Consider the following 4998-nt stretch of genomic DNA (forward strand, 5'->3'; position numbering starts at 1 on the left):
CGAATCCGGCTACGGCCAGCGGGCGGGCCGGCTGATCGAGGGCCTGCTCAGCGCCGGGGCCGTCGGGTGCAACATCGAGGACAGCGTGCACTCGGAGGGCAAGCGGCTGCGGTCCGCCGACGAACACGCCGATCTGGTCGGCGAGCTGCGCTCGGCCGCCGACGCGGCCGGGGTACACGTCGTCATCAACGCCCGGACCGATCTGTTCCTGCGCCAGGACGGCGAGGCCTCCGATCGCGTCGAGCGGGCGGTGGACCGACTGAACAAGGCCGCCGCCGCGGGCGCCGATGTCCTCTATCCGGTGGGCCGCCACGACCCCGACACGTTGCGGCGTCTGACGGCGGAGTTGCAGCGGCCGGTCAACGCGATCGCGCTGCCCGATCAGGACGACCCGGCGTCCTTCGGTCCGCTGGGCGTCGCGCGGATCAGCTTCGGGCCCTTCTTTCAGGCCGCGCTGGCGGGCCACGCCAAGGAGCTGCTGGCCCGCTGGGGCTGATGCGATGAATCCGGCGGAGCCGTTGCGGCTCCGCCGGATTCGCCAATCTCGGTCCGGACGGGCCGGAGATTATTTGGTGATCGCGATGCGCTGCGCCTGGCTTCCGGCGTACGCACCGGTGACCCGCACGGTCAGCACGCCCGCGTCGTAGCTCGCCGTGATGGCGTCGCCGGTGACGTGGGCGGGCAGCTGGAACGACCGGCGGAACGATCCGTACCGGATCTCCCGCAGCGTGCGGCCTTCCTTCTCTTCGGCGTGCTCGTCGCGGTGTTCGCCGTGGATGACCAGGCGGCCGCGGTCGACCTCGACCTTGACGTCCCGATCGACGTCAACGCCCGGGAGTTCGACCCGTACGATCGCGTCGTCGCCGTCCTTGACGATCTCGGCGGCGGGCCGCAAACCGCTGGTCGCCGGGGTGTTCCAGTCCGCCGCGGCGGCGGGGCCGAAAAAGTCGCGCAACCACCGGTCGGTGTCCCAGGCCGGTCGCGACCACAATGCGAGGTTGCTCATGACGCTTCCCTTTCCATTCCTTGAGTTTCATTGTGAAATTCCTGTGACCGGCGCCTGCGCGACCGGCTACTACGACAAACATGAGTCGACCACGCTTAAGTTCCACCTCGCCGTTCGCCGGCAGTGAACGATCAATCACATCGGTTCCTGTGAGTTGTGAGATCCTCGTCATAGGACCGTCACATTGGGCGAGAAGAACGTAATTTCCGGCCGTTACTCTCAAAGCCATGTCTGCAGACGGGATTTCGCGCGCCAGCTGTGCGCCTCGTCACATCATCGTAGTCGGACATGGCATGGTGGGGCACCGGTTCGTCGAGGCGCTGCGCGCCCGTGACACCGAGGGACTGTGGCGCATCACGGTTTTCGCCGAGGAGACCAACGCGGCCTACGACCGCGTGGGGCTGACCTCGTACACCGAAAGCTGGGATCGCAAGCTACTGGCCTTGCCCGGCAACGAATATGAGGGTGACGAGCAGGTCCGGCTGGTGCTCAACCAGCGCGTTACCGAAATAGACCGCGCGACAAAGACGGTGGTCACCGCCGACGGTCAGCGGCACGGCTACGACACCTTGGTCCTGGCGACCGGGTCGTACGCCTTCGTGCCGCCGGTGCCGGGTCACGATCTGCCCGCCTGTCACGTCTACCGCACCCTTGACGACCTCGACGCCATCCGCGCCGACGCCCAGCGCACGGTGGAAACCTCACACGCCGCCGCGGGTGTGGTGATCGGTGGCGGCCTGCTCGGGCTGGAAGCCGCTAATGCGCTGCGCCAGTTCGGGTTGCAGACCCATGTCGTCGAGATGATGCCGCGGCTGATGGCCCAGCAGATCGACGAGGCCGGCGGCGCGCTGCTAGCCAGGATGATCGGCGAGCTCGGCATCTCGGTGCACGTCGGCACGGGCACCGAATCGATCGAGTCGATCGAGCATGCGGACGGCTCCACCTCGGTGCGCGTGAGCCTGACCGACGGCCAGGTCATCGACGCCGGTCTGGTGATCTTCGCGGCCGGCATCCGGCCGCGCGACGAACTGGCCACCGCGGCCGGGCTGGACCGCGCCGAGCGTGGCGGCGTGCTGACCGATGTGGCTTGCCAGACAAGCGATCCCGACATCTACGCGATCGGTGAGGTCGCGGCGATCGGCGGCCGCTGCTACGGCCTGGTGGGCCCGGGCTACACCTCCGCCGAGGTGGTGGCCGACCGGTTGCTTGACGGGGTCGCGGAGTTCGGCGAGGCCGACCTGTCCACGAAGCTCAAGCTGCTCGGTGTCGACGTGGCCAGCTTCGGCGACGCGATGGGGACGACCGAGAACTGCCTCGAGGTTGCCATCAACGACGCGGTCAACCGGACCTACGCCAAGCTGGTGCTCTCCGACGACGCCAAGACGCTGCTCGGCGGCGTGCTGGTCGGCGACGCCTCCTCCTATGGCGTGCTGCGACCCATGGTCGGCAGCGAGCTGCCCGGCGACCCGCTCGCGCTGATCGCGCCTGCCTCCTCCGGCAGTAGCACCGCGTTGGGCGTTGGAGCGCTGCCGGATTCGGCGCAGATCTGCTCCTGCAACAACGTCACCAAGGGCGATCTGAAGTGTGCGATCGCCGACGGCTGCGCGGATGTCCCGGCGCTGAAGGCGTGCACCTCGGCCGGCACCTCGTGTGGGTCGTGCGTCCCGCTGCTCAAGCAGCTGCTGGAGGCCGAGGGCGTGGAACAGTCCAAGGCCCTGTGCGAGCACTTCAGCCAGTCGCGCGCGGAGCTTTTCGAGATCATCTCCGCCACCGAGATCCGGACCTTCTCCGGTCTGCTGGAGCGCTTCGGCCGCGGAAAGGGTTGCGACATCTGCAAACCCGTGGTCGCCTCCATCCTGGCTTCCACCGGGTCGGAGCACATCCTCGAAGGCGAGCAGGCCTCGCTGCAGGATTCCAACGACCACTTCCTGGCCAACATCCAGAAGAACGGCAGCTACTCGGTGGTGCCCCGGGTGCCCGGCGGAGACATCAAGCCCGAGCACCTGATCCTGATCGGCCAGATCGCCCAGGATTTCGGGCTCTACACCAAGATCACCGGCGGTCAACGGATCGACATGTTCGGCGCCCGGGTCGACCAACTGCCGGAGATCTGGAAGCGCCTGGTCGACGGCGGCATGGAGTCCGGCCACGCCTACGGCAAGGCGTTGCGCACGGTGAAAAGCTGCGTGGGTACCGACTGGTGCCGTTACGGGCAGCAGGATTCCGTGCAGCTGGCCATCGATCTGGAACTGCGCTACCGCGGCCTGCGGGCGCCGCACAAGATCAAGATGGGCGTCTCGGGCTGCGCGCGGGAATGCGCCGAGGCGCGCTCCAAGGACGTGGGCGTCATCGCCACCGAAAAGGGCTGGAACCTCTACGTCGGCGGCAACGGCGGTATGACGCCCAAGCACGCGCAGCTGTTGGCCAGCGATCTGGACACCGAAACGCTGGTCCGCTATGTCGACCGGTTTGTCATGTACTACATCCGGACGGCCGACCGGCTGCAGCGCACGGCGCCGTGGGTCGACTCCCTCGACGGCGGCCTCGACCACGTGCGCGAGGTGGTGTGCGACGACTCGCTAGGCCTGGCCGCCGAATTCGAGGCCGCAATGGAGCGGCACGTCGAGAACTACAAGTGCGAATGGAAGGGCGTGTTGGACGACCCGGACAAGCTGTCGCGGTTCGTTTCGTTCGTCAACGCCCCGGATGCCGTCGACTCGACGGTGGCATTCACCGAGCATGCCGGGCGCAAAATCCCTGTGTCCATTGGCATGCCGCGGGTTCGTACAGCGACAACTCCGGAAGAGTGAGGAAGGGATCATGACACTTCTCAACGACATTGCGGTGTGGACCCACGCTTGCGCTTACGACCACCTCATTCCGGGTCGCGGCGTCGGCGTGCTGCTCGACGACGGCTCCCAGGCGGCGCTGTTCCGGCTCGATGACGGCTCGGTGCACGCGATCGGCAACGTCGACCCGTTCTCCGGGGCCGCGGTGCTGTCACGCGGGATCGTGGGCGACCGGGACGGCCGCGTCACGGTGCAGTCGCCCATCTTGAAGCAGGCCTTCTCGCTCGAAGACGGTTCGTGCCTGGATGATCCGACCGTCTCGGTGCCGGTGTACCCGGTGCGGATCACCGCCGACGGCTACGTCCAGATCGCGCGGGACTACCAGCAGCGGGCCGCCTGATGCCGACCCCGGTTCACCGGGTGATGTCGCCGACCAGGTAGCGCTGCATCGTCGGCCCGATCGCGTCGACGATCGCGTCCACCGACATGGAATGCAGCGGCTCGGAGCGGATGCCGTAGCGCATGATGCCCAGGCCCACCAGTTGTGAGGCGCACAGCGAGGCGCGCAGGGCGACCTTGTCGGCCCCCAGCATTTTCAGCAGCGGGCCAAAGACCGGGCCGACGAACATGTTTTGCACGATCTCGGCGGTCTTCGCCATCCCCGTCGACGCGATGGCGCTGGCCGCGAACGGGCCGCCACCGGCGGCGTCCCAGGTGGTGATCAGCGTGCGCAGGGTCCGCCGGCCCACCTGGTTGACCCCGCCGGTGACCATCCGGTCGATGAATTCCGGTGTGCCGAAGGGCAACCGCAACATCTTGGCGACCGGGTCGAGGATCCCACGCGACGGCTCTTCGCGACGGGGCATGGTGCCAGGATCACCCGTCTGCGGGCAAAGATCAAGGAACGCCGGGCACCGGCGTGGCTCGACGGTGGGCGTTTGGCGCTACGGCACCGGGCGCACGGCGCGGCCGCGGGCCAGCTGATGCGGGCTCGACCGGCGCGATGCGTGCCGGGCGGTGGGGGCAAGCACCGGCGGCAGGGCCCGCCGGAACCTGTTGGCGACCAGGCGCGCCAGCCCGGGATGGGTGCCCAGCGGTTCGCTGACCAGGTCGGCGCCACAACCGTGCAGCCGTTGCTGGAACAGGCCGTCGGCCAGCAGGTATGAGGCGACCACGACACGGCTACCGGCGCGGCGCGCGCGG

The 4998-nt window shown here is 68.1% G+C and carries 5 protein-coding genes and 1 pseudogene; 3 read left to right on the forward strand and 3 right to left on the reverse strand.

Annotated features, from left to right (window positions below; genetic code table 11):
• On the forward strand, positions 1 to 496 hold a 496-nt coding region (locus tag A5646_RS06450; RefSeq protein WP_197505134.1), incomplete at its 5' end, for an isocitrate lyase/phosphoenolpyruvate mutase family protein.
• Between the two features lie 69 nt (positions 497 to 565).
• Here the strand turns inward: A5646_RS06450 and A5646_RS06455 are convergent.
• Complete coding sequence (locus A5646_RS06455; RefSeq protein WP_066866194.1) at positions 566 to 1006, reverse strand: Hsp20/alpha crystallin family protein; 441 nt, start codon at positions 1004 to 1006, stop codon at positions 566 to 568.
• A 227-nt stretch (positions 1007 to 1233) separates the two neighbouring features.
• Between A5646_RS06455 and nirB the strand changes: the two genes are divergently transcribed.
• A complete protein-coding gene (gene nirB, locus A5646_RS06460) occupies positions 1234 to 3816 on the forward strand; it encodes a nitrite reductase large subunit NirB (protein ID WP_082984652.1) in 2583 nt (860 codons plus the stop codon).
• A gap of 10 nt (positions 3817 to 3826) precedes the next feature.
• Positions 3827 to 4195, forward strand: a complete 369-nt coding sequence (gene nirD, locus A5646_RS06465) for a nitrite reductase small subunit NirD (protein WP_066866190.1) — start codon at positions 3827 to 3829, stop codon at positions 4193 to 4195.
• Positions 4196 to 4208: 13 nt separating this feature from the next.
• On the opposite strand, the gene A5646_RS06470 is transcribed toward nirD, so the two are convergent.
• Both A5646_RS06470 and A5646_RS06475 read right to left on the reverse strand, forming a co-directional pair.
• The gene (locus tag A5646_RS06470; protein WP_066866188.1) at positions 4209 to 4661 is read right to left on the reverse strand and encodes a hypothetical protein; all 453 of its coding nucleotides are present in this window, start codon (positions 4659 to 4661) and stop codon (positions 4209 to 4211) included.
• Positions 4662 to 4739: 78 nt separating this feature from the next.
• Positions 4740 to 4998, reverse strand: a pseudogene (locus A5646_RS06475) (sirohydrochlorin chelatase); the annotation flags it as partial.

It is taken from the genome of Mycobacterium sp. 1245499.0 (genome assembly GCF_001673615.1).
Taxonomy (GTDB): Bacteria; Actinomycetota; Actinomycetes; order Mycobacteriales; family Mycobacteriaceae; genus Mycobacterium; species Mycobacterium europaeum_A.

Bases quoted from the DNA above. Each gene is read 5' to 3' on its own strand.
- nirD (WP_066866190.1), top strand. From the start codon at position 3,827: ATGACACTTCTCAACGACATTGCGGTGTGGACCCACGCTTGCGCTTAC.
- A5646_RS06455 (WP_066866194.1), bottom strand. From the start codon at position 1,006: ATGAGCAACCTCGCATTGTGGTCGCGACCGGCCTGGGACACCGACCGG.
- A5646_RS06470 (WP_066866188.1), bottom strand. From the start codon at position 4,661: ATGCCCCGTCGCGAAGAGCCGTCGCGTGGGATCCTCGACCCGGTCGCC.
- nirB (WP_082984652.1), top strand. From the start codon at position 1,234: ATGTCTGCAGACGGGATTTCGCGCGCCAGCTGTGCGCCTCGTCACATC.